Genomic DNA, 20,961 nt, shown 5'->3' with positions numbered 1-20,961 from the left:
GAGATTTTATGAGGAAAAAAATCATATCAATAATTATGGTGTTAGCAATAGCATTCCCTGTATTTTCAACACCGCTTCAAGCAGATGCAAAAGCAAAACGCGACCAGGGACCTTGCTATAGCCAGAATGCAATGAATCTGTATTCTACCCAAAGAAGACTTTGGAAAGATCATGTTTATTGGACAAGAAGCTATATTCAAAGTGCTTTGTCTGGACATCCAAATAAAGATGCCGTTTTGAAAAGATTATTGCAAAACCAAGCTGATATCGGTAATTCAATAAAACCTTATTATGGCGATGCAGCAGGAAATCAGCTGACTAAATTACTTACAGAACATATTGTTATTGCAGGACAACTGGTAGATGCTTTAAGTAAAGGCGATAAAGTTAATGCAGAAAAGTACAATAAAGAATGGTACCGAAACGCTGATGATATCGCAAAGTTTTTAAGTAAGGCAAACCCCAACTGGGCAGAGCAAGAGATAAAAGATCTGCTGTATATGCATTTACAGCTTTTAACGGATGAGGTTGCAGCCTTTTTAAATAAAGACTGGGCTGGGGAAATTGTTGTTTTTGATAAAGGGAAAAATCATATCGTTATGCTTGGAGACGAAATTACGAACGGTATTATGAAGCAGTTCCCTCATCAGTTTAGAAACTAAATCATTAAAAGAAACCTCTCTTCATGAAGGGAGGCTTCTATCATTACGTTATTCTTTTAATCCGCTGATGAAGCAACCCATCAGAGGTTTCATTTTTACCTGTAACAAAATCCTGCATGTAATAAGACAAATATTCTCCATATTTGATGTTTGAATGCAACAGGAGCTCATCCACGTAATGAGCACCATTAGGGATGGGATCTAACAGCAGGCTGGCCAATCCTCCGTATAGACCGCAGGCTACTTGAAAGTACGTGGCATTCGTTTTGTATATTGGGTAGATCTGTTTTGTATTCATTACGTTATAGATATATTCTTCATGGTCTTCAAAAACGAGAAGAACACCGATAAGATCCTCGCCGTCTATTTGCCCGATTTCAGGGTCCAAAAGCTGATGTTCCCATTCCCATAAGTCATCTACCCGGTAAAGGTTGTCCCTTATGAGTTTTGTTGTATGTTCACTTACACGATAAATAAAACCGAGTTCCATATCGTAGAGTTTACCAAGAGAAAGCACTTCTTCGTGAGGCATAAGGCAGCCTTGAAACTTTTTATTGCCTAGTTTGACTGTGAATTCTGTATTGTAAACTTCATCATACATATATAGTGGCAGATGATGTGAAACAAACATCGGATAGCTTAGTATGGCTTCATCAAGAAAACATTCAACAGACCATGAAGTATAAATGGTGTCCTTTTTTACTAAGTTTTTATCGCTGAAAAATGAAGTGTCGTGCTCGACAATATAACAGGCTAGTGGAGGGTTGTCCACGTGTTTCTTAATAAGCTCGTGAGCCATCCATTGGACAACGCCCGGGTTCATTCCTGAGCCAACAATTGCTTTTGTGTTGTTGAATTGTTCTTTTTTATCTTCAAATCGGTTAAAGCGTTCGGATAATGGGAATCCGTAGAGAGTCTCATCTTCATCAACTTCTACGTTTTCTAATGCAGAATTAACATAAGAAACTCCTAACTCGTTACAGCAAGTAAGCATCTCAATCGTATCAGCCCATGAGGCATCGATAACAATCGTAGCCTTTGTCTTCTGCAGATGTTCTTTGAACAAGGTTAAGTCCTTTAAATCTTGTTCGTATAAATAAATTTTATTGCTTAAGTTAGGAAATAGATTTTGATAATAATACAGTGTCTTTTGTTCGATATCAATCAGATGAATTTCTGAGGTCTTAAGCAACTCATATAATGGGTCTTTATTATCTTTTACAGCATGGTTCAAAATCGATAATATTGCTTTTGCAACACCACCACCACTGCCAAGGATTGTAATTGAAGCTTGTCTTTTAATTTGGGTCATCCTGACATCCTTCCTGGTGTGTAATACTTTATTGTATTAACAACTGCCAGGTTTCGTATGGATTGATGACGGGGTACAAACGCATATTTCTAATAAAAAAATGACCCGCTTAACGATCAAGCAGGTCATTTATAGTTTGGTCAATCTTTTTTCTTCTCTTGTTTTTTCTTTTCATCAATTGTTCCTTGATTAAAAGTATCATTGATTTGCTCATGGACAGTTTCTAAGTTTTTCTCTGTGTCTGATTTATTTTTCTTATTAGGCTCATAATTTACTTCAGCTACTTTTTCGGATTGTTTATTTTTATCGCTCATAAGATTTTAGCCTCCTTTAAAAATAACAAAAATTCATGATGATCAGCCGGAAATGACCGGTATATTTCAATTCCCTATAGTATTAACCTGAAACATCTCAAATATGAAAGCCCCATCCCATGGAGGATGAGGCGTGAATGTTATTAAAAGAAATCAATAAAGGCTGCAGGAAGCTTTGTGATGCTCTTTTCGAGTTGGATAACGTCTTCCTCTTTACCTTTTATCTTGCCACATTCATGTAAAAAGGCAGGTTTTTGAGAACCTAGAAAGACTGCTGTCAGCGTTTGTACATCCATGCTGAGCTTGCCTTTCTCGCTTCTTGGTTGAGAAGCAATCCCATTTTGAGAAATGAAATAGGTTCTGTTATTCCACTCTGCTTTTTCATCGGTAACCGTAATAGATAGAGGGGAATCTATTATTATAAAAGGATACTGTTTTAAAAATTCTTCAACATCCACAATTCGAGCCATAAAATAAGGATAATGCTCTTGATGAATCCTTGGGTTATTCAATAAATAAGGAAGCTGGTCATGTGCTGGTGCAATGATTTTCACTTTATCAACCATTGAATCATGCTGACAGATAAAGTTCCATAGAGCTCGTCTGGCGTCTTCAGTTACATACACAAACTCTTGAACATCCAGCAATTTGTCTGCAGCCTTACAGCATAAATAGCCTTGAGGTTCTCCCTTTTCATCTTTATAAACGATTCGGTTGTATCCATCTGTGAATACGTAATTATTCCACCAATAGTCAGGACGAATCAGTAAATGATTGTATTTCGCAAACCATTTCTCATAAACCGTATTTAAAAGAGAGTTCCCGTCTTCTTGGTTAAGCCTGAATACAATCCCTGGAACATCCTCATAACGATATAAATCATTTTTTTCGATCGTATACTTATTAACTGAAGCTGTCAGTTCCCATCCGAACCTGCGATAAAACGGAATGTTAAAAGGATGCAGCAAGCTGATTGTCTGCCCTTTATCCTTCATCGCGAGTAGTGCTTTATTTAGCAGGCGTGTTACAGAACCTTTTCTTCTATGCTCAGGCCATGTAGCAACTCCTGCTAATCCTCCCATGGAGAATCGACAATTTTCTATGATTATTTCCAGGGAAAGAATATGCAACTTCGATATTAATTCTTCGTTTTCAAATTCTCCCCAAATTTCATGCCGCTTCAGCATCTCATATCGTTTAGGCAGATCCTCTTTTTTTACTTTGTATTGAAATGCGTATTCAGAGAGTTGGATAGCTTTATCAAATTCTTCTTCTTTTATTTTTCTTAATTGCATACTGTACAGCCTCCCTTTCAATCTACATTTTACAAGTTAAAGAAGAAACTTGAAAAGTTATTTATAGTAATATTCTGATAAAAAGCACTATCCGTGATAGGATATTTATAATTAGAGAAAAATATTGGATATTTATAAAAAGTATCGAAAATATATTCAATTACAGTTATAATTATAAACTGTTGTGCATAAAGCAACGATGAAGTGAGGACATTCATGCGAATTCAAAAGTATATAAGTTTGACAGGATATTGTTCCAGGCGGGAAGTTAAGCGTCTTTTAGAAAACGGCCGTATTACGGTGAATGGCGTTGTTTGCAATAAAGATACAGAAGTAGATGAAGGCGATACAGTACTAATTGATCATAAGCCTATTCCTACAAAAAAAGCTTCAATATATCTCGCTTTTAATAAGCCAGTTGGCATTACATGTACAGCTAACCCTGATATAAAAGGAAATATCCTGGAGTGTGTAAAAGTGCCTGACCGTGTTTTTCCGGTTGGACGGTTAGATAAAGCTTCTCAAGGGTTGATTCTGCTTACAAATGACGGGGAGTTTGCAAATCGTATCTCCCAATCTGACTTTGGTCATGAAAAAGAGTATGAAGTGACTCTGAATCAGCCTGTAACGGAGCTTTTTCTTCAAAAATTGGGAGAGGGTGTTCCTGTTCTTAACACAATAACAAGACCGGCAAAAACAATGTTTGTCAGTAAATATGTGTTTCGAATAACTCTTACTCAAGGGTTGAACCGGCAGATCAGAAGAATGTGCAAGACCCTCGGATATGAAGTAGAGAAACTGGAACGTATACGCATTATGAATATACATCTTCATACATTGGAAGCTGGAAAGTGGAGAGAACTTAAGCCTGACGAGCTTCTAGAGTTAAAAAAGGGTTTAGATCTTTCATGAAAACGGGAAAAAATCTACGTTCATTGTATACAATTCTATAAGTCTTTAGATTATTTATAAATTTGCGAAAACTATCAAAACCACATATACTTGGTAATGGAAAGTATATGAAAGCGCTTTACATTTTAGAAAGAGAGGCACTGCATCATGGAATTACAAAAACAGCAATCTAACAACCAGATGAATCAGAAGAGCTATAGCAAGTTTATCGTTCCATCTTTAATTGGTATCTTCCTATTTATGATTCCTATCTCTTATCAAGGGGAAATTACGATCCCCGTAGCTATACTTGCAGGAATCTTGCAAGATGCTATTGGTGATTTTATTCCTCAAATCATGACTGCTATTATTGCAATAACAGTTTTAGGTTCGTTGATTACGTACTTTGCAAAACCAAAAGGGATCGTCAGAAACCCCTTTTTAAACACATTATTTAATGTTAATATCGCATGGCAATTGATCCGTGTTCTTGGGTTGATCTTTGCGGTGATGACATTATTTAAGCTTGGACCGGAAGCAGTTTGGTCAGAAAACACAGGACAATTATTGCTGTATGATCTAATCCCTGTATTATTTTCTGTGTTCTTATTTGCAGGGTTATTCTTGCCATTATTATTTAACTTTGGATTACTTGAATTTTGCGGAGCATTGCTTGTAAAAATTATGCGCCCCGTGTTTAAGCTTCCTGGCCGTTCGTCTATTGATTGTTTGGCATCTTGGCTTGGAGACGGAACGATTGGTGTTCTTTTAACGAACAAGCAGTATGAAGAAGGGTATTATACGAAGCGTGAGGCAGCGGTAATCGGAACGACCTTTTCGGTTGTATCAATTACTTTTGCGATTGTAGTACTTGCACAGGTAGATTTGGCTCATATGATCGTTCCTTATTATTTAACGGTAGTTTTAGCTGGGTTAGCATGTGCGATTATTATCCCCCGCATCCCGCCGCTATCAAGAAAAGCGGATACGTACTATGAAGGTGCGAAAGAAAACGTTGCAGATGAAGTGATTCCTCGCGGTGAAACACCGTTTAGCTTTGGTCTTAAAAAAGCATTAGATCGTGCACATCAAAACAGAAAAGCAGCACCTTTAGTAAAAGAAGGCATTCAAAACGTTCTCGATATGTGGATGGGAGTTGTTCCGATTGTAATGGCAATTGGTACATCAGCACTGATCGTTGCTGAGTTCACACCATTCTTTTCATATCTTGGAGCTCCGTTTGTACCGATTTTAGAACTTCTGCAGGTTCCGCAAGCATCTGAGGCAGCTCAGACGATTGTTATTGGATTTGCAGACATGTTCCTTCCGTCCATTATTGGTGCAGGTATCGAAAGTGAGTTAACGCGTTTTGTTATTGCGGCAATGTCAGTCGTACAGTTAATCTATATGTCTGAAGTAGGCGGACTGTTATTAGCATCTAAAGTACCGGTTAACTTTAAAGATCTAGTAATTATCTTTTTCTTGCGTACTTTCATTTCCCTGCCGATCGTTGTAGGAATGGCGCATTTATTATTTTAAAAGACTGTTTTCGCAAACTTTGTTGCTCTTGAAAGTGGTTAATTTCCGTTCCAGGATGCTCGCTTTCCGCGGGGCGTGCGGTGAGCCTCCTTGGCGCTTTGCACCATTAGGAGTCTCACCTGTCCCGCTGATCCCGCAGGAGTCTCGCACCTTGCACTCCAATCAACTACCAATGAAGAGAAGAAAAAAATGACCCAAAAGCAACAATCTTTTAGATAAAGGCCTTTTAAAAAATAGAAGAAGCTGTTCAGAGGAATTTTCCTTTGAACAGCTTTTTTTAAAGCAAATCTTGTATGTCTTTTTCGATGGTTTCAGGTTTGTCAGTTGGTGCATATCGTTTTACGACGCGGCCATCACGATCCACAAGGAACTTCGTAAAGTTCCATTTAATTGCTTTGGAACCTAGTATACCTGGAGCTTCAGCTGTTAAATGTTTAAAAAGAGGATGCGCATCGTCTCCATTCACGTTCACTTTCGCAAACATTGGGAAGTTTACTCCGTAGTTCAACTCACAAAACTCTTGTATTTCATCGCTTGTCCCAGGCTCTTGTGCACCAAATTGGTTACAAGGAAACCCAAGAATTGTGAATCCCCTATCCTTATTTGCCTCATAGATTGATTGAAGCCCTTGATATTGCGGCGTAAATCCGCACTTGCTTGCCGTATTTACAATTAATATGACATTGCCTTTATAAGGCTCGAGACTTGTTTGATCACCTTTTATCGTTTCAACAGGAAAATCATAGATTGACATTTTAATGTCTCCTTTTCGTTTCATTTCTTTTAGTTTAACGGTATTTGGAATGGCTTTCATGAAAAATGCTCTTAATGGTAGAATAAGGATAATTAAAAGGGGGATGGAAAAAATGGATGCAGTGTTTCATGTGGAACATCAGGTCTTTAACTACCGAGTAGCAGGGGGTTTAATACAAGATGGATATGTATTAATTCACCGTTCAAAGTTAGAATCACACTGGTCATTGCCAGGTGGCAGGGTAAAGCTGGGAGAAGATGCGAGAACTAGCTTGAAGCGTGAGATGGTAGAGGAATTAGCATTAGATGTGGAAGCTCTAAATCACCTTTGTACGATTGAAAACTTTTTTACATACAACGAAAAAAACATTCATGAAGTTGGACTATACTTTGAAATGCATGCACGGCATCCCTTATCTCTTCATAACGGGGAAGAATTTACGGTTGAAGAGGCAGAAAGACTTGTTTTTAAATGGGTACCTTTGAAAGACCTCGGAGATTATAAATTGTATCCAGAAGTAATAAAGAACAAGTTAATGACCTATTGTTTTACGTCTGATTATTTTTTCGTGAATGATCTGCAGAATGTATAAGAAAATAATAAACAGCGTTTAAACGAATAAAGAGAGGCGGCTGTATGAGCTGCTTCTCTTTTTTTGTTTTGTGGATAGGGACAGACCCGGGTCTGTCCCCATCTACGCCTCAAGTCTTATTGGAAAATACAGCCAAGGTCAGTTTTGAGAAATCTTGCAGCGAGGTAAGCTAAAGATACGAAAGGAGGCAGCCACTATGAAAAAATTAGGCTTGCTTGTTGTTGGAGGAATTGCTGCTATCGTATTGATAGCTAACTTAGGTCCGATGGTTGGACTCGCGATCGGTCTTGCTGTTATGTACTACGCATATAAAAAATGCATAACTGCAGAAACCGGCGGTAAGAAATTTTGGTGGGGAGCACTTTCCGTTATTGGACTTTGTGTATCCGTAGCAAACATCCCAGCGATCTTAGGTGCAGTTGCCATTTATGTACTCTATGTGGTGTACAAAAAATGGAACGAAAAAGAATCTATGAATAAGCACACAGAAAATGATCCATTCACAAACTTTGAAAAAGAATGGGCAAAACTTAAAAACAGCTAAAAAACAAGCTGTTTTCGTAAACATTATTGTAATTAGACGATGTTGATTTCCGCTCCAGTATGCTCGCTTTCCGCGGGGCGTGCGGTGAGCCTCCTCGCGCTTTGCGCCTTTAGGAGTCTCACTTGTCCCGCTGATCCCGCAGGAGTCTCGCACCTTGCTCTCCAATCAACTAGTCAAAGTAGCCTACTCAACAAAAATGTTCGAAAGCAACAATCTTTTAGAAATGAGCTAAAAAACAAATACAAAGGAGCTAATAAATATGAACTTATTTGAAAGAATCAAAAACTCAATCACAGCAGATGTTCACGAACTTTTAGATCAAAAAGAGGAAAAGAATCCTCTTTCTCTCTTGAATCAATATTTAAGACAATGCGAGCAAGAGGTGAACAAGGCGCGTAAGCTTGTTGAGCGCCAGCAGCTTTTGAAAGATCAATTTGTTCGTGAAATTCAAGAAGCAGAGGCAAAAGCAGCTAAGCGCAGTCACCAGGCAGAATTAGCTCAACAAGCTAATGAACAAGAGCTTTACCAGTTTGCTATTCAAGAAAAAGAGCAGCATGAAGCACGTGCGGGCAAGCTGAAAGAATCCGCAGCACAAACGGAAAAAGATCTTACAGAACTGGAGCAAAAATATGAACAAATGAAACATAAGCTGAAGGATATGCAAATTAAACGTATGGAATTAATGGGTCGTGAGAATGTAGCTAGAGCTCACCGAAAGATGGATCGTGTAATTGAGCCTTCTAATGTATTGAAGAATACAGCTTTCAAATTTGATGAGCTTGAAAATTACATGGACCGTCTTGAGCAGAAAGTAAACGCTGATTATTATGCGAGCTCTATGGAAGCAAAACTCGCAAAGTTAGAAAAAGATTGGAAAAAAGAAGAAACTCCTACTACAGTTTAATTCAGTATATGATACGATTATGAAAGACAGAGGCGCATATTTCCTGCGCCTTTTACGCCGTTTTATGACAGACAGAAAGTGAGTGAATGCAGATGCCGATTAGGAAGAAAAATGATTTTATCAGCTGGATGCTTTTAATTGCATGTGTCATGGTGCTTTTAGAAGCAACTATTAATGGAGAGGGTATTGTATTCACTCTTATCATCTGTGCAGCCCTTATGTATTTTGGCCGTAAAAGAATGCCGAAACGTTCAGGGAAAGTCATGTTCTGGGCTGGAGTAGTCATAGCCATCATTACGATCTTAAGCATGTATACGTTTAAATTAATTTTAGTTGCACTAGTGGTCTATATTGTTGTGCAATTCTATCAATCTAAACAGAATCCGTTTGTTATTAAACCGCAAGTGAATGATGAAGTAACGCATTCATCAGAAGATTTATATAAGAAAGAATCTCTTTTGAAAAATATCGCTTTTGGAACGCAGCAGACACCTGATCATGTCTATGAATGGAACGATATTAACATTCAATGCGGTGCAGGGGATACAATCATAGATTTGAGTGAAACTCTTTTGCCTTCAGGGGAATCTGTTATTTTTATTCGTGGACTCATTGGCAATATTACGATTTTTGTTCCTTATGAGATAGAAGTTGCCGTAAAACATTCTGTCTTTGCAGGCAATACGGTGATCTTTGATTACCAGGATTCCAAGATGTTTAATCAGGCGGTATCCTATCGAACAAAAAACTACAATGAATCTGACAAAAAAGTAAAAGTCATGACAAGCTTATTTGCGGGAAGCTTGGAGGTGAAGCGGGTATGAGTACCGTTTTGCGCCATATGTTTTCTGGCATCTCATTAGCGTTTGCCGTGACCATTCTTTTAGGATCTGTCGTGTATACACTTTTCCCTATCAGCGATTGGAATTTTTTGCTAGAAGAACAGTTATTAGACTTTCCAATAGCGTTTGTGGTTCCATTTCTTGTCTTCATCATGGGAGCATTTTTCGGATTGAATTCTGGCATCACCGCTCGAAAGCAATTAAACCTCATAGACCGAACGTTAAAATCGATTGAAGACGGCCGGCAAGTTAATATGAAAGAGGTTTCGAACCTGGAGTTAAAAGCGATCTCGAAACGCATGGAGGGTATCCAGCAGCAATTAGGGGAAAAGATCCGCCAGTCACAAAAAATGGCGACTGAGAAGGCAGTGGATCAGGAAAAACGCATTCAGGAAATCATATCTCAAGAAAGAAATCGTTTGGCTAGAGAGCTGCATGATTCTGTTTCTCAGCAGCTTTTTGCGGCAAGTATGATCATGTCTGCTGTAAATGAAGTACGGGAAGAATCAGAGACGCGTGAATCAAAGCAATTAAAGCTCGTTGAGGAGACGATTCACCAGACACAGCTAGAGATGAGAGCACTTCTCTTGCATCTGCGCCCTGCTGCACTAAACGGAAAATCACTCCAAAAAGGGATGGAAGAACTGCTGCAAGAGCTTCTGCAAAAAGTTCCGATCGAACTAAAATGGAAGATCGAAACCATACCTCTTGATAAAGGTGTAGAAGATCATCTGTTTCGTATTTTACAAGAGTCTGTGTCTAATATTCTCAGGCATGCACAGGCAAATAAAGCGCAAATCCTGCTTGTCCAGCGCGATGATCTTATCATTCTGCGCATAGAGGATGATGGTATTGGCTTTAAAATGGAACAGGAAAAAACCGGTTCGTACGGACTGCAGAATATGCATGAACGGGCTGCTGAAATTGGCGGCACGCTTAAAATAGTGAGTTTGCCAGGCGAGGGGACGCGCCTAGAAGTTAAAGTTCCGATTTTATCAGCGGGAGAGGAAAAAGCATGATAAAAGTATTGTTAGTTGATGATCACGAAATGGTCCGAATTGGGGTTTCCGCTTATCTTTCTGCACAGCCGGATATAGAAGTAACTGCTGAGGCTGAAAATGGGAAGATTGCAGTTGAGAAAGCTTTAGAAATGAAACCGGATATCATTTTAATGGATCTTGTGATGGACGAAATGGACGGAATTGAAGCAACTCGTTTGATTACACAATCTTGGCCAGAAGCGAGAATTATCGTGGTAACGAGCTTTTTAGATGATGAAAAAGTGTATCCTGCACTCGAAGCGGGTGCTTCAAGCTATATGCTGAAAACGTCCAAGGCAAGTGATATCGCGCAGGCTGTTCGCGACACCTATCACGGAAAGTCTGTATTAGAACCTGAAGTAACAGGCAAGATGATGACCAAGATGAGGCAAAAACAAACGCGCGAGCCACATGAAGAGCTGACTGCGCGTGAGATGGAAATCTTATTACTCATGACAAAAGGCAAAACCAATCAGGAAATCGCTGATGATCTGTTTATCGCTCTAAAAACAGTAAAAGTTCATGTGAGTAATATTTTAAGCAAACTGGACGTGCAGGACCGTACACAAGCTGTTATCTATGCGTTTAACCACTCGCTCGTAAAAGAATCTAATTAGCTTTTACAGAAATGTGCTGAAACGTTTTAAAATCAAAAAGTCCTAAGTCGGTGAGTTTAATTTCCGGAATAACAGGCAGTGTCAAAAATGACAGGGTTAGGAACGGATCAAAATCGCCTTTAAAGCCAAGGTCTTTCAGCTTATCCTTTAACCTGATTATTTCTTCATTTACTTTTTCGAAAGGGCGGTCATGTCTATTGGCAGAGGCTATCTTATTAAGCATATCTTCATCCCCGTTAAATACAGCGGGAAAATCCATTACTTCTGCTAATCCTTTAACACGGGGGTGTTTATAAAACGGTTCAAGGTCTTTGACGGTGAGAACAGCACCAGCATTTTCAAATGGTGTGGCAGGAACAGAGGAAGGGAGCATAACACGAACATCTAACGGCAAACCTTCTGATTGATCCAACATAAATGTGAGCCCATCTTTTCCTGAAACGTTCCCGATCTCATGCGGATCTGTGATAACGGTCGTCACTCCATGAGCGAGAAGGACTTTGGTGAATTCAGCAGGAGTTACCATCGATGATTCAATATGAACATGGCCATCTATAAAAGCAGGGCAAATATAGCGGTCGGCAGCATCGATCGTTTCACGCCCTTCATATTCTCCAATGCCAGCAAAAAAGCCGTCAACAATAGCGACATCTCCACTGATGATTTCAAGATTAAATACATCAATGATCTTGCCGTTCTTGATGACGATATCTGCCGGAACTCTTTTCGTGCTCACATCAATTCGTCGTTTTAGAGAATATTGGTCCATGATCTGATCTCCTTAAGAGCAAAATATACCAACTAGTATATGAAAAATCGATCTTATTCATTATAGAAACCAAAAGAAAAACGGTCCCTATTATAAGAGACCGTTTTTGTATGTTATTCACTTAGTATGTCGATCACACGGCCAACCTGACCGTCCTCTAGTCTTACTTTAATACCGTGCGGATGATTGGGCGAGTTCGTCAGGATATCTTTAACGATTCCTTTTGTTTTCTTCCCGGAACGCTGATCTGCTTTTAAAATAACATTAACGGGAAGTCCAGGCGTGATGTTGGAGCGTTTGCGATGCATTATACGCCGGTTCTCCGTGCCTGATTGTTCGCTTTTTTCGTTTGCTGATTCTTTAGCTGGTTTGCTACTTTAACAGGTCCTTTACTGAATGATCCGACTGATTGCTGTGCCTTCTTTTCAGCAAGACGCTGCTTTGCAATTTCTTGAAAGCTTAATTTCTTTTTCTCCTCTGCCATTTTTGTCACCTCTATAATTTATTTTTTCTTTTTAAAGTCTGCTTCTTTTAAATAGCCTTCTGCTTCTGCGTATGTTTCAAATGCTGCCTCAAGTGCATCATCCTCATCAAAGATAAACCACATACCATCTTCACCAACAAGTCTAATTTTTTCATGACTATGGCTAAACCAGTGTTCTTCCTTGCGTTCACCATCATCTGTACGGTCTTTCTTCGGCTGCTGCCATCCGTGTGTTTTTGAAAGGAACTCCATAGATTCCTTAATAAGCGCGATTAGCTCATCCGCTTCATAGTCACGAATGTTCACGTAGCCTTTGTCGTTCTTTACGCTTTGCGGAAGGTGTCCGCCATATACAAAACCGTTGCCGTTTGGGTGAAGGTGGTATACGACGATTTTCTTGTCCTGTACACTTTCCTCATAGTGAAAATTTAAACGGCCAAGTGACACTTCATGCATGTCCAGCTCTGGGAAATTCTCTTGAATTAAAGCAATTTTATCTTCAAATGAAAGCATTTTTTATACTCTCCGTTTCTTTTATTGTGATTGGTTGATTATATCATACCAAAAGATTAAAACGAAAATACCTGTTGAACAATGTGGAACAACTTCATTTTTACACTGCTAACGGTAATTTTACGGTACGTGTTCCTTTAAGTATTACACGTTAGCTCAAGAATTCCGATTTACGCTCAAAATGATGAATTTACGCTCAAGATATATTCCGTACGCTCAAACTTGATATAGTTTCGCTCAAATTCTCCCATTTCCGCTCAAGAAAGATAATTTTGCTTAAAAAAGAAGCCGACATCAATGAGTCAGCTCCTTCTTTGTCACTTTTATAAGGCAGACGGTTCTTTCTTGATGGATTTCTCCAGCTCAAACCAATAGTCAGCGAGTGTTTCCATCCCTTTATCGAAGTTTTCAAGATGGAAGTGTTCGTTTGGTGCATGGAAGTTTTCTGTTGAGAGACCAAAGCCCATTAAAACAACAGGGATGTTTAACATTTGATCGAACGTTGCAACGATTGGAATGGATCCCCCGCCGCGAGTGAAGGCTGTCGGTACGCCGTACACTTTTTCATAAGAACGTGCAGCAGCCTGAATTGCAGGATGGTCAAACGGTGTTACATAAGGTGCTCCTTTATCAAAAAGAGTGACCTTAACGTCAATGCCAACAGGCTTATGCTTTTCAATGTGAGCTTTTACTTTTTCAATGATCTCGTCCGGCTCTTGGTTTGGTACAAGGCGGCAACTGATTTTCGCATGAGCTTCTGCAGGGATGACTGTCTTGATACCCTCACCCTGAAAGCCTCCCCAGATACCATTATGCTCCAATGTCGGGCGTGCCCATGTGCGTTCGATGTGAGAATAGCCTTCTTCACCTGTAAGCTCTGTCACGCCAAGCTGCTGTTTAAGTGCTTCTTCTGTTAACGGAAGAGCACGGAACGCTTCTCTTTCTTTTTCAGTTAGCTCTTGAACGTTATCGTAAAAGCCATCAATTAAAATACGTCCGTTATCGTCACGGAAGGATTGCAGAAGCTCTGTAATCGCATGCAATGGATTTTGAACCGCTCCGCCATAAAGACCTGAGTGAAGGTCGCTGTTTGGTCCTGTTACGTCAACCTGCATCGCACACATGCCGCGCAGACCGTAGCAGATCGCAGGTTTTCCGCGGTCAAGCATCCCTGTATCAGAGATCACGATCACATCCGCTTCTAAAAGTTCTTTGTTGTTCTCGATAAACTTCGGAAGGCTCGGGCTGCCGATTTCTTCTTCCCCTTCGATACAAAACTTAAAGTTAAGAGGGAGGGTTCCTTCTGTTTCTAAAATAGCCTGCAAAACTTTCAAATGCATGAAAGTTTGACCTTTATCGTCAGATGCACCGCGCGCATACAGTTTGTTGTCTCGAATCGTTGCCTCATAAGGAGGCGTCTCCCAAAGCTCAAGCGGATCAACAGGCTGAACATCATAATGTCCATAAACGAGCACAGTCGGTTTTCCTTCTGCTTTCAGCCAGTCCGCATAAACAACAGGGTGTCCATCTGTCTCGTAAATTTCTATGTTATTCATCCCGATTTTAGAAAGTTCGTCTGCGATCCATTGGGCGCCTTTTCTAACGTCTTCTTTATGTTCAGGCAGTGCGCTCACACTTGGTACAGCAAGCCAGTCCGTTAACTCTTTTAAATGGGTATCCCGGTTTTCTTTTAAATAACTCTTAATCTGTTCTGTCATCTAAAGTCCTCCTTATGTATGGTTACGCTTTACTTCTTAGTTTAATAGAGTTCAGCTCGGAAATGAAATATTCTTTATCGTCTTTTTTGGCGATGTTTTCAGCGGATTTAGACGCAAGTGAAATGTACTCCTCCATCTTTGCCTCTTCACCTATAACCATATACGCCCGGGCAACCGCTTCATAGGCAAAAGCTAAGTCAAAATCTCCGAAGTTGTTTTGAAGACAGAGATCCAGAGATCGTTCACCATGAAGCAATGCTGAATCACCCATTTTTAACAGAGAATAGACTCTAGAAATCTGCCATTCTCCACGTGCGTAGTTCAGCGGGGTTCCAGCTAAACCCCAATGAAAACGGGAAGCATGCGCGGTATGGATCATCTCGAGGTCTTCCTCTTTCGTACGATCCTTCTTTTCGATGAGATCCCACGTTTTATTAAAATTTTCTACAGCTTGTTTGCGATGCCATTTATCTTTTGTAAACTTGTCCATCCATTTCACACACCTTATGTATTTGTGGTTTACTAAAGGTAAAGCTAACGATAAAGGTATTCTGTATAAGTGAACATATCCCTCTTAAAAGTTTAGATAGAAAGAAGTGTAGACGCATTGAATAAAATAATAGGTTTCATTGGTTTTGGAAAAATGGCACAGGCGATGGCAGGCGGCATGATCCATTCTGGATTAATCAGAGCGGATCAGATGATGGCGAGCATGCGCACGGAGAATTCAAGAACGCTTGCAGCCGAACAGTTCCGAATAAAAGTATCAGCTTCTAACCGTGATATAGCGGCATTCGCAGATGTTTTGTTCCTGGCGGTTGCTCCTTATACTTATTTTGAAGTGATAGAAGAAATAAAAGATAACATCAAACCTGATGCTATTATTATTACGATTGCAGCGGGTATTACGGCGTCAGATGTAGAGAACGCGTTCGGTAACAAGATAAAAGTGGTACGTACGATGCCGAATACACCTTCTCTTGTAGGAGCGGGTATGACCGCTGTTTCGGTGAACAGCGAAATTACAGATGAAGACCTGGTATCAGTCGAAAAATTATTAAGCAGTTTTGGAAAAGTAGAGATTATTGCAGAAGCGCAAATGGATGCGATCCCGGCGATCAGCGGTTCTTCGCCTGCGTATGTTTATATGATGATTGAAGCGATGGCAGATGGCGGGGTAAGGCAGGGTCTCTCGCGTGATCAGTCCTACCGTTTGGCCGCTCAGGCCGTGCTGGGAGCAGCACAGATGGTTCTTGAGACAGGAAAGCACCCTGGCGAGTTAAAAGACCAAGTGACATCACCAGGCGGGGCAACGATCGCTGCGGTTTCGACGCTGGAACAAGAACGCTTCCGCGGAGCAATATTAGCTGCGATGGACAGCTGTACTGCGAAAGTAAAGGAATTGGGGAAAAAATAATGAGCTTTAAAGAATTAGGAATATCAGATGCTCTTGTAGGTGTTTTATTACAGAACGGAATAGGGGAACCGACACCGATTCAAAAAGAAACGATTCCCATTATTTTAGATGGAAAAGATGTTGTTGGGCAGGCACAGACAGGAACGGGGAAAACACTAGCCTTTGTGCTGCCGATACTTCAAAAAATAGATAGTGAGAATCCATACATTCAAGGTTTGATTGTAGCTCCGACAAGAGAGCTTGCCATCCAGATTACAGCGGAAGTTAGAAAACTTACTGAGCCTTTAAATGAGATTAACGTCCTTGCCGTATATGGTGGACAGGATGTTATCGCACAGATGCACAAGCTGGAAGGGAAGGTGCATCTTGTAGTAGGGACGCCGGGCAGACTGCTTGATCACATTCGCCGTGAAACGATTGATTTATCTAAAGTCTCAACATTTGTGCTTGATGAAGCCGATCAGATGCTGCATATTGGTTTTTTAACGGACATTGAGGACATCATGGAACAAGTCCCGGAATCTCGCCAGACTTTGCTTTTTTCAGCAACAATGCCAGATGAAGTAAAGAAATTGGCTCAGACTTACACACAAGATCCCCGGGATATTTATATAAAGACGAAACAGGTGACACTAAAGGAAATCCGTCAGCGTGTCGTTGAAACGACGGATCGAGGAAAGCAGAACGATCTCGTTCAAACCATCCGATTATTGCGTCCTTATTTAGCTATTATATTTTGCAGGACAAAGCGGAGAGTAAGCAAATTAAATGAGGCGCTGCAAAATATGGGGTATAACTCAGATGAACTGCATGGCGACCTTTCACAAGCCAAAAGAGAAGATGTCATGAAACGTTTCCGAGAAGGCGAGATTCAGTTTCTTGTGGCAACAGACGTGGCAGCACGTGGACTGGACGTTGAAGGCGTTACACATGTTTTTAACTATGATATCGCCCTTGATACGGAAAGCTACATTCATAGAATCGGCAGAACCGGACGTGCTGGAGGGAAAGGTTTAGCTGTGACATTTGTGGCACAAAAGGATCGCAGGCTGCTTCAGATGATCGAACGAGAGACAAATCAGAGATTAAAAGCTCTGAAACTCGAATATTTATAGAATTTATACATTAAATCCACCTTCATAAAAAGAAAGTAACCCCATATTATGGAATAGGTGTGACTGCATGTATTCTATAAGAATCGGGTGATAGTATGACAGCAAAAAATTTAGTGACGATTTTACTTGGGGCATGGCTGATTGTCGGTATTTTCGTGGATGGGTTTGCTCATACGCATAATAAGCCGGAGACTTTCTTTTCACCTTGGCATGCTATTTTGTACTCAGGTTTCCTCGCAACAGCACTGTGGATGATCTGGATTACATATCAGAATGCCAAGAAGATAGGTGTGCCTTTTAAGAAAGGGATTCCAACTGGTTATGGCCTTGGTATTTTAGGTGTCGTGCTGTTTTTTATTGGCGGTGTTTGTGACATGACATGGCACATCATTTTTGGGATTGAAGAAGATATTGCTGCACTTCTTAGTCCTTCACACCTTTTATTGCTAATTGGTGTACTATTAATCATTACGAGTCCTTATAGGATGGGTGAAAAAGAATTAAAGCATAGCCCAAGTTTTAAAGAGTTCTTTTCGACTCTTCTCTCTTACACACTATCAGTAGCTGTTTTGAGCTTTTTTATGATGTACACGTGGGCGTTTAACCATGGCTGGGTTGCGGCGAAAGCGACGGCTCTTTTTATTACAGATGACACTGCCTTTCAAAATATCATAAGAATGGGTATAAGCAACACGATCATTACGACAACTTTTTTAATGGTTCCAGTTTATTTCTTGCTGAAAAGATGGACACTGCCGTTTGGTTCTATCACACTTTTTTATACGGTGAATTTTGTACTGATGACAATTATAAGAGGTTTTGAGAATGCTGAAGTAATAGGTATTGGGGTAGTTGCAGGGCTGCTTGCGGATATATTTATTCAACACAAGAAATTTACTGCCCTAGCAGTTGTTCTCCCTCTTTTTATCTGGGTAGTTTTTTATGTTGGAATTTTGAAGGCATGGGTTGGGATCCTGAACTGTGGACGGGTGCAATTGTATTGAGCACCATCTGGTCATTTACTCTGCACTATATGATAAGAGTTCCGGAAAGAGAAGCGGATCAGCAATCCATAGATTTTAAAGAAAAAAATGTGATTTAACTAGTAATAAATTTATTAAAAACGGGTAATCCTTCAGGGGGACCCGTTTTTTTTGTGGGTATATAATACCAACTATTATTACCTGGTAATAAAAATAGTTGCTTCATAAAATAAACCTTGTTACGATGATGTAGTACAAGAATCAAAAGAGTCAGATTTAGAGGAGTTGAGCAAATGAAAGATCTACAATCGTTTGGCTGGTATGCAGCAAAAATCGCTCCCAAGCTGCCGAAAGAGGCTTTCAAACCGGTACCATCACGGTTATGGGGAGGACTTGTCTACTTATTGATTGCAATCGCCGGTATTTTGGTTATCGGTTTATTAAATAATCTGCATCCTTGGTTAGGAATTGGTATTGCCGTAATTTTGGGGACATGTTTCGCAGGGATGGGCTTTTTAGGACATGAGATCTTGCACGGAACTGTAATTCGCAAGCCTTGGCTGCGTGACTTTTTAGGAGCTGTGGCATTCTGGCCGTTAAGTGTTGGACCAAAGCTTTGGCGTAAATGGCATAACACAACACATCATGTTCACACACAAGAGGACGGGGAAGACCCTGATGCGTGGCCGACATTAGAAAACTTGTCACATAAGCCACTCTTACAAAAAGTGTACAAGCTACCAATGTGGATGCGTTCCATTGTAAGTTTCGCTTTTCTATCGATTTCATTTACAACGCATGGACTTTTCATGTTCAAGCGCTTTATTAAGGAATTTAAGCCAAGCAAACGTCCGTCTGTGTGGCTTCAGCTATTACTGCCTTGGGCAACGTGGCTCGGACTCTTAGTATGGCTTGGTCCTGTTAAATGGTTCTTTGCGGTATTGCTTCCGCTATTAATTGCGAATGCGATTGTAATGAGCTATATTTCAACAAACCATCGTCTTAATCCAATGACTGACGTGAACGATCCGCTGGCAAACAGCTTAACGGTTACCGTTCCGAAATGGGTGGACGTGCTTCATTTTAATTTCTCATATCATACGGAACATCATTTGTTTCCGGGTATGAGTCCAAAATATTATCCGCTCGTTAAAAAGCATATTAAAGAAATGTGGCCTGAGCGCTATCACGAAATGCCGCATTGGAAAGCATTAGTGACGTTATGGAAAACGCCTCGTGTATACTTCAATCAGCATCAATTCGTAGATCCTGCACCAGGCAATTTATATCAATCGCTTGGACATGGTCTGGATCCTGACCGTATATCTTATCAAAAAGGCGAAGCATCAGATCGAGAAATGAATTCTCCAAAAGGAACTCCTAAAAGCATCCATTAATTTGGGTGCTTTTTTCTTTTTCCAATTAACTGTAAAACTCATTTATAATGAATGCAGGGGGGAAAGATGTTGAAAAATTTACAGGAAGATATTCGAGAGTTTTTAGAGTTTTACAAGGAATTCTTATTAGAAGTTCTGCCTGCTGAACGTGTTCATGGCATTTATTTGTACGGTTCTTTAGCACTTGATGCATTTGATCCGGATACGAGTGATATTGATTTCGTTACGGTGATTAAAGGGCGGATTGGAAAGAAGACAGAGGAATTATTGAATCTAGTTCATTTAAGAAGCAATTCACATCCTTTTGGTTCGAGGATGGATGGCTGCTATGTCACGCTTGATCAAGCGGGGAAGGTATATCGCGAAATAGAGGAATATCCGTTCTTTGCTGATGGGAAACTTCACAAAGGGCACTATGAATTAAACTACATAACCTGGTGGACACTTCAGAACAAAGGCGTCGTCGTTTACGGTGAACCCATTTCTTCTCTAAATTTAGATATGAAGTGGGAAGATGTTCAAAAGACTTTGAACTATAATGTTAATACATATTGGAATGAAAAATTAGATCGTGACATGTGTTTCTTTTATGACGACTGGATTGAATTTGGTATCATTACGTTATGCAGAATTTTATTGTCGCTGGAATATCGAAAAATTTTTAGCAAGAAAGAAGCTGTTGGTAAAGCGAGAATGTTATTACCTGCAAGGTATCATCCGATTTTGCTGGAGGGCCAGAGAATAAAAACAAATCCGGAGTCCGAGTCTTACTATCACTCAAAAGAAGTCCGAAAAGAGGATATGAAGCGGTTTGTTGAGTATGTTATTACGTACTGCAATGAGACCTACAAGCTTCAAAAAGCCTAATAACTAGAAATATAGAGTAAGATTGAGGGGAACAATTTGAAAAAAGAAATGCATTGTGAGAGCTGTTTGATGCCGATTAAGACAAGGGATGATTTGATTACTGTATGGGCATTTTTTAAAGTTCGGCCCTATCATAGATCCTGTTATGAGAATTCGTTAAAAGGGGCTGCACTTTTTGTAGGTAACCAGCCGATAAACGGGTTTTCGGGAAATTTCACGGCCTTTGTGGCTTTTATATTAGCGTGGATTCCGTTGTTTACGGATGTTACTTGGGGATTAACGGTTGTTTGTGTATTTATTGTACTTATGCGTTTATATTCGTTTATTCGTTTTGAAAAAAAGCTGTCCCTTTAAAAAAAGCGTGCTCTCCGTATTCGGAAAGCACGCTTTCT

25 protein-coding genes are annotated in these 20,961 nt (G+C 40.0%); 15 read left to right on the top strand and 10 right to left on the bottom strand.

The window, feature by feature from the left end:
- The first annotated feature begins 8 nt into the window (after window positions 1-8).
- Window positions 9-662, top strand: a complete 654-nt coding sequence (locus ABE41_RS20030) for a glycosyltransferase (protein WP_066294289.1) — start codon at window positions 9-11, stop codon at window positions 660-662.
- A 43-nt stretch (window positions 663-705) separates the two neighbouring features.
- On the opposite strand, the gene ABE41_RS20025 is transcribed toward ABE41_RS20030, so the two are convergent.
- The 3 genes from ABE41_RS20025 to ABE41_RS20020 all read right to left on the bottom strand — a co-directional run bounded on the left by ABE41_RS20025 (window position 706) and on the right by ABE41_RS20020 (window position 3,583).
- Window positions 706-1,974 (bottom strand): S-adenosylmethionine decarboxylase related protein, encoded by a 1,269-nt coding sequence (locus ABE41_RS20025; protein WP_066294286.1) that lies wholly within the window; start codon window positions 1,972-1,974, stop codon window positions 706-708.
- 140 nt (window positions 1,975-2,114) lie between these two features.
- Window positions 2,115-2,288 carry a YozQ family protein gene (locus ABE41_RS20835; RefSeq protein WP_083207904.1) on the bottom strand — a complete coding sequence of 58 codons (174 nt, stop codon included), beginning with the start codon at window positions 2,286-2,288 and terminating at the stop codon, window positions 2,115-2,117.
- Window positions 2,289-2,431: 143 nt separating this feature from the next.
- A complete protein-coding gene (locus tag ABE41_RS20020; RefSeq protein ID WP_066294284.1) occupies window positions 2,432-3,583 on the bottom strand; it encodes a GNAT family N-acetyltransferase in 1,152 nt (383 codons plus the stop codon).
- 216 nt (window positions 3,584-3,799) lie between these two features.
- On the opposite strand from ABE41_RS20020, the gene ABE41_RS20015 reads away from it, so the two are divergent.
- Both ABE41_RS20015 and ABE41_RS20010 read left to right on the top strand, forming a co-directional pair.
- Window positions 3,800-4,495, top strand: a complete 696-nt coding sequence (locus tag ABE41_RS20015; protein ID WP_066294283.1) for a pseudouridine synthase — start codon at window positions 3,800-3,802, stop codon at window positions 4,493-4,495.
- Window positions 4,496-4,642: 147 nt separating this feature from the next.
- Window positions 4,643-6,013 (top strand): YjiH family protein, encoded by a 1,371-nt coding sequence (locus ABE41_RS20010; protein WP_066294282.1) that lies wholly within the window; start codon window positions 4,643-4,645, stop codon window positions 6,011-6,013.
- A 277-nt stretch (window positions 6,014-6,290) separates the two neighbouring features.
- Here ABE41_RS20010 and ABE41_RS20005 read toward each other — a convergent pair whose 3' ends face one another.
- Window positions 6,291-6,767 (bottom strand): glutathione peroxidase, encoded by a 477-nt coding sequence (locus ABE41_RS20005; protein WP_066294997.1) that lies wholly within the window; start codon window positions 6,765-6,767, stop codon window positions 6,291-6,293.
- Window positions 6,768-6,879: 112 nt separating this feature from the next.
- On the opposite strand from ABE41_RS20005, the gene ABE41_RS20000 reads away from it, so the two are divergent.
- The 6 genes from ABE41_RS20000 to ABE41_RS19975 all read left to right on the top strand — a co-directional run bounded on the left by ABE41_RS20000 (window position 6,880) and on the right by ABE41_RS19975 (window position 11,306).
- Window positions 6,880-7,359: an NUDIX hydrolase gene (locus tag ABE41_RS20000; RefSeq protein WP_066294279.1), complete on the top strand. Its 480-nt coding sequence runs from the start codon at window positions 6,880-6,882 to the stop codon at window positions 7,357-7,359.
- A 196-nt stretch (window positions 7,360-7,555) separates the two neighbouring features.
- Complete coding sequence (locus ABE41_RS19995; RefSeq protein ID WP_066294276.1) at window positions 7,556-7,903, top strand: lmo0954 family membrane protein; 348 nt, start codon at window positions 7,556-7,558, stop codon at window positions 7,901-7,903.
- A 259-nt stretch (window positions 7,904-8,162) separates the two neighbouring features.
- Window positions 8,163-8,807, top strand: coding sequence for a PspA/IM30 family protein (locus ABE41_RS19990; RefSeq protein WP_066294271.1), 645 nt, complete (start codon window positions 8,163-8,165; stop codon window positions 8,805-8,807).
- Window positions 8,808-8,893: 86 nt separating this feature from the next.
- On the top strand, window positions 8,894-9,631 hold the full coding sequence (gene liaF / locus ABE41_RS19985) for a cell wall-active antibiotics response protein LiaF (RefSeq protein ID WP_083207902.1): 738 nt from the start codon (window positions 8,894-8,896) through the stop codon (window positions 9,629-9,631).
- Window positions 9,628-10,668 carry a sensor histidine kinase gene (locus ABE41_RS19980; RefSeq protein WP_066294268.1) on the top strand — a complete coding sequence of 347 codons (1,041 nt, stop codon included), beginning with the start codon at window positions 9,628-9,630 and terminating at the stop codon, window positions 10,666-10,668. The genes liaF and ABE41_RS19980 overlap by 4 nt, the downstream gene beginning before the upstream one ends.
- Window positions 10,665-11,306: a response regulator gene (locus ABE41_RS19975; RefSeq protein WP_066294266.1), complete on the top strand. Its 642-nt coding sequence runs from the start codon at window positions 10,665-10,667 to the stop codon at window positions 11,304-11,306. Before ABE41_RS19980 ends, ABE41_RS19975 begins: the two co-directional genes overlap by 4 nt.
- Here ABE41_RS19975 and ABE41_RS19970 read toward each other — a convergent pair.
- The 6 genes from ABE41_RS19970 to ABE41_RS19950 all read right to left on the bottom strand — a co-directional run bounded on the left by ABE41_RS19970 (window position 11,299) and on the right by ABE41_RS19950 (window position 15,280).
- On the bottom strand, window positions 11,299-12,075 hold the full coding sequence (locus tag ABE41_RS19970) for an amidohydrolase family protein (RefSeq protein WP_066294265.1): 777 nt from the start codon (window positions 12,073-12,075) through the stop codon (window positions 11,299-11,301). The genes ABE41_RS19975 and ABE41_RS19970 overlap by 8 nt on opposite strands.
- Window positions 12,076-12,188: 113 nt before the next feature.
- On the bottom strand, window positions 12,189-12,386 hold the full coding sequence (locus ABE41_RS19965) for a YwbE family protein (RefSeq protein WP_130292825.1): 198 nt from the start codon (window positions 12,384-12,386) through the stop codon (window positions 12,189-12,191).
- Window positions 12,383-12,559, bottom strand: a complete 177-nt coding sequence (locus ABE41_RS21285) for a hypothetical protein (protein ID WP_172827380.1) — start codon at window positions 12,557-12,559, stop codon at window positions 12,383-12,385. Before ABE41_RS21285 ends, ABE41_RS19965 begins: the two co-directional genes overlap by 4 nt.
- 18 nt (window positions 12,560-12,577) lie before the next feature.
- Window positions 12,578-13,072, bottom strand: coding sequence for a hypothetical protein (locus ABE41_RS19960; protein WP_066294261.1), 495 nt, complete (start codon window positions 13,070-13,072; stop codon window positions 12,578-12,580).
- Between the two features lie 323 nt (window positions 13,073-13,395).
- Window positions 13,396-14,790, bottom strand: coding sequence for a dipeptidase (locus tag ABE41_RS19955; RefSeq protein ID WP_066294259.1), 1,395 nt, complete (start codon window positions 14,788-14,790; stop codon window positions 13,396-13,398).
- A 22-nt stretch (window positions 14,791-14,812) separates the two neighbouring features.
- Window positions 14,813-15,280: a hypothetical protein gene (locus ABE41_RS19950; RefSeq protein WP_066294256.1), complete on the bottom strand. Its 468-nt coding sequence runs from the start codon at window positions 15,278-15,280 to the stop codon at window positions 14,813-14,815.
- Window positions 15,281-15,397: 117 nt separating this feature from the next.
- On the opposite strand from ABE41_RS19950, the gene proC reads away from it, so the two are divergent.
- The 6 genes from proC (at window position 15,398) to ABE41_RS19920 (ending at window position 20,923) form a co-directional block, all read left to right on the top strand.
- On the top strand, window positions 15,398-16,207 hold the full coding sequence (proC, locus tag ABE41_RS19945; RefSeq protein ID WP_066294255.1) for a pyrroline-5-carboxylate reductase: 810 nt from the start codon (window positions 15,398-15,400) through the stop codon (window positions 16,205-16,207).
- The gene (locus tag ABE41_RS19940; protein WP_253805503.1) at window positions 16,204-17,322 is read left to right on the top strand and encodes a DEAD/DEAH box helicase; all 1,119 of its coding nucleotides are present in this window, start codon (window positions 16,204-16,206) and stop codon (window positions 17,320-17,322) included. Before proC ends, ABE41_RS19940 begins: the two co-directional genes overlap by 4 nt.
- Before the next feature lie 95 nt (window positions 17,323-17,417).
- Window positions 17,418-18,326 (top strand): hypothetical protein, encoded by a 909-nt coding sequence (locus ABE41_RS19935; RefSeq protein ID WP_066294252.1) that lies wholly within the window; start codon window positions 17,418-17,420, stop codon window positions 18,324-18,326.
- A 272-nt stretch (window positions 18,327-18,598) separates the two neighbouring features.
- Window positions 18,599-19,702 (top strand): Delta(10) desaturase DesB, encoded by a 1,104-nt coding sequence (locus ABE41_RS19930; RefSeq protein WP_066294247.1) that lies wholly within the window; start codon window positions 18,599-18,601, stop codon window positions 19,700-19,702.
- A 66-nt stretch (window positions 19,703-19,768) separates the two neighbouring features.
- Entirely contained in the window at window positions 19,769-20,569 is an 801-nt protein-coding gene (locus ABE41_RS19925; RefSeq protein WP_066294245.1) for a nucleotidyltransferase domain-containing protein, read from the top strand.
- A gap of 36 nt (window positions 20,570-20,605) precedes the next feature.
- Complete coding sequence (locus tag ABE41_RS19920; RefSeq protein WP_066294244.1) at window positions 20,606-20,923, top strand: hypothetical protein; 318 nt, start codon at window positions 20,606-20,608, stop codon at window positions 20,921-20,923.
- The last annotated feature ends 38 nt before the right edge of the window (window positions 20,924-20,961 follow it).

Source organism: Fictibacillus arsenicus (assembly GCF_001642935.1).
GTDB classification, from domain to species: Bacteria; Bacillota; Bacilli; order Bacillales; family Fictibacillaceae; genus Fictibacillus; species Fictibacillus arsenicus_B.
Note: the sequence above shows the minus strand (reverse complement) of the source record. Positions and strands in the feature narration are given on the sequence as shown.

What these genes read in the sequence shown, in the direction of transcription:
- ABE41_RS20005 (WP_066294997.1), bottom strand. Translation starts at nt 6,767, where the DNA reads ATGTCAATCTATGATTTTCCTGTTGAAACGATAAAAGGTGATCAAACA.
- ABE41_RS19930 (WP_066294247.1), top strand. Translation starts at nt 18,599, where the DNA reads ATGAAAGATCTACAATCGTTTGGCTGGTATGCAGCAAAAATCGCTCCC.
- ABE41_RS21285 (WP_172827380.1), bottom strand. Translation starts at nt 12,559, where the DNA reads ATGGCAGAGGAGAAAAAGAAATTAAGCTTTCAAGAAATTGCAAAGCAG.
- ABE41_RS20000 (WP_066294279.1), top strand. Translation starts at nt 6,880, where the DNA reads ATGGATGCAGTGTTTCATGTGGAACATCAGGTCTTTAACTACCGAGTA.
- ABE41_RS19990 (WP_066294271.1), top strand. Translation starts at nt 8,163, where the DNA reads ATGAACTTATTTGAAAGAATCAAAAACTCAATCACAGCAGATGTTCAC.
- ABE41_RS19925 (WP_066294245.1), top strand. Translation starts at nt 19,769, where the DNA reads ATGTTGAAAAATTTACAGGAAGATATTCGAGAGTTTTTAGAGTTTTAC.
- ABE41_RS20015 (WP_066294283.1), top strand. Translation starts at nt 3,800, where the DNA reads ATGCGAATTCAAAAGTATATAAGTTTGACAGGATATTGTTCCAGGCGG.
- ABE41_RS19960 (WP_066294261.1), bottom strand. Translation starts at nt 13,072, where the DNA reads ATGCTTTCATTTGAAGATAAAATTGCTTTAATTCAAGAGAATTTCCCA.
- ABE41_RS19935 (WP_066294252.1), top strand. Translation starts at nt 17,418, where the DNA reads ATGACAGCAAAAAATTTAGTGACGATTTTACTTGGGGCATGGCTGATT.
- ABE41_RS20030 (WP_066294289.1), top strand. Translation starts at nt 9, where the DNA reads ATGAGGAAAAAAATCATATCAATAATTATGGTGTTAGCAATAGCATTC.
- ABE41_RS19975 (WP_066294266.1), top strand. Translation starts at nt 10,665, where the DNA reads ATGATAAAAGTATTGTTAGTTGATGATCACGAAATGGTCCGAATTGGG.
- ABE41_RS20025 (WP_066294286.1), bottom strand. Translation starts at nt 1,974, where the DNA reads ATGACCCAAATTAAAAGACAAGCTTCAATTACAATCCTTGGCAGTGGT.
- ABE41_RS20010 (WP_066294282.1), top strand. Translation starts at nt 4,643, where the DNA reads ATGGAATTACAAAAACAGCAATCTAACAACCAGATGAATCAGAAGAGC.
- liaF (WP_083207902.1), top strand. Translation starts at nt 8,894, where the DNA reads ATGCAGATGCCGATTAGGAAGAAAAATGATTTTATCAGCTGGATGCTT.
- ABE41_RS20835 (WP_083207904.1), bottom strand. Translation starts at nt 2,288, where the DNA reads ATGAGCGATAAAAATAAACAATCCGAAAAAGTAGCTGAAGTAAATTAT.
- ABE41_RS19955 (WP_066294259.1), bottom strand. Translation starts at nt 14,790, where the DNA reads ATGACAGAACAGATTAAGAGTTATTTAAAAGAAAACCGGGATACCCAT.
- ABE41_RS19970 (WP_066294265.1), bottom strand. Translation starts at nt 12,075, where the DNA reads ATGGACCAATATTCTCTAAAACGACGAATTGATGTGAGCACGAAAAGA.
- ABE41_RS20020 (WP_066294284.1), bottom strand. Translation starts at nt 3,583, where the DNA reads ATGCAATTAAGAAAAATAAAAGAAGAAGAATTTGATAAAGCTATCCAA.
- ABE41_RS19980 (WP_066294268.1), top strand. Translation starts at nt 9,628, where the DNA reads ATGAGTACCGTTTTGCGCCATATGTTTTCTGGCATCTCATTAGCGTTT.
- ABE41_RS19995 (WP_066294276.1), top strand. Translation starts at nt 7,556, where the DNA reads ATGAAAAAATTAGGCTTGCTTGTTGTTGGAGGAATTGCTGCTATCGTA.
- ABE41_RS19950 (WP_066294256.1), bottom strand. Translation starts at nt 15,280, where the DNA reads ATGGACAAGTTTACAAAAGATAAATGGCATCGCAAACAAGCTGTAGAA.